Origin of the sequence: Bacillus sp. SIMBA_026, assembly GCF_046535335.1 — a bacterium.
Classification (GTDB): Bacteria; Bacillota; Bacilli; order Bacillales; family Bacillaceae; genus Bacillus; species Bacillus velezensis.
On sequence record NZ_JAWRWX010000055.1, the window covers coordinates 1 to 362 of the forward strand.

Below are 362 nucleotides of genomic sequence, written 5' to 3' on the forward strand. Positions count from 1 at the left end.
GCAGAACCGCATCCGGCAGCCCGAGACCAGCGCTGATATCTGGATTTTGGGGTCGTCGATCTATTCCGCGCAGATTGCAGCCCGACTCGGTCGACCATATGCTTTCGCCCTTCAGTTCGGCAGCGCCGACGTTCTCAACGCCATGCGGATCTACCGCCAAAGATTCCGCCCATCGCCCTTCCTTCAGGAACCGTACAGCCTGGTCAGCATTGGGGCGATCGCAGACGAAGATCCCGCTGAGGCACGGCGTCAATCAACGTCCACCGCGATGGCAATGTTAAGGATGTTCCAACGCAAGTCCTTCTCACTGCTTCCGCCCGAGGAAGTAGAGGCCTATCAAGCCAACAGTCAGGAGCGACAGG

The 362-nt window shown here is 58.8% G+C and carries 1 protein-coding gene; it reads left to right on the forward strand.

Annotated elements, in window-relative coordinates:
• Positions 1-362, forward strand: a 362-nt coding sequence (locus tag SB847_RS20640; RefSeq protein WP_486304280.1) for an LLM class oxidoreductase, incomplete at both ends; no start/stop codon positions are given.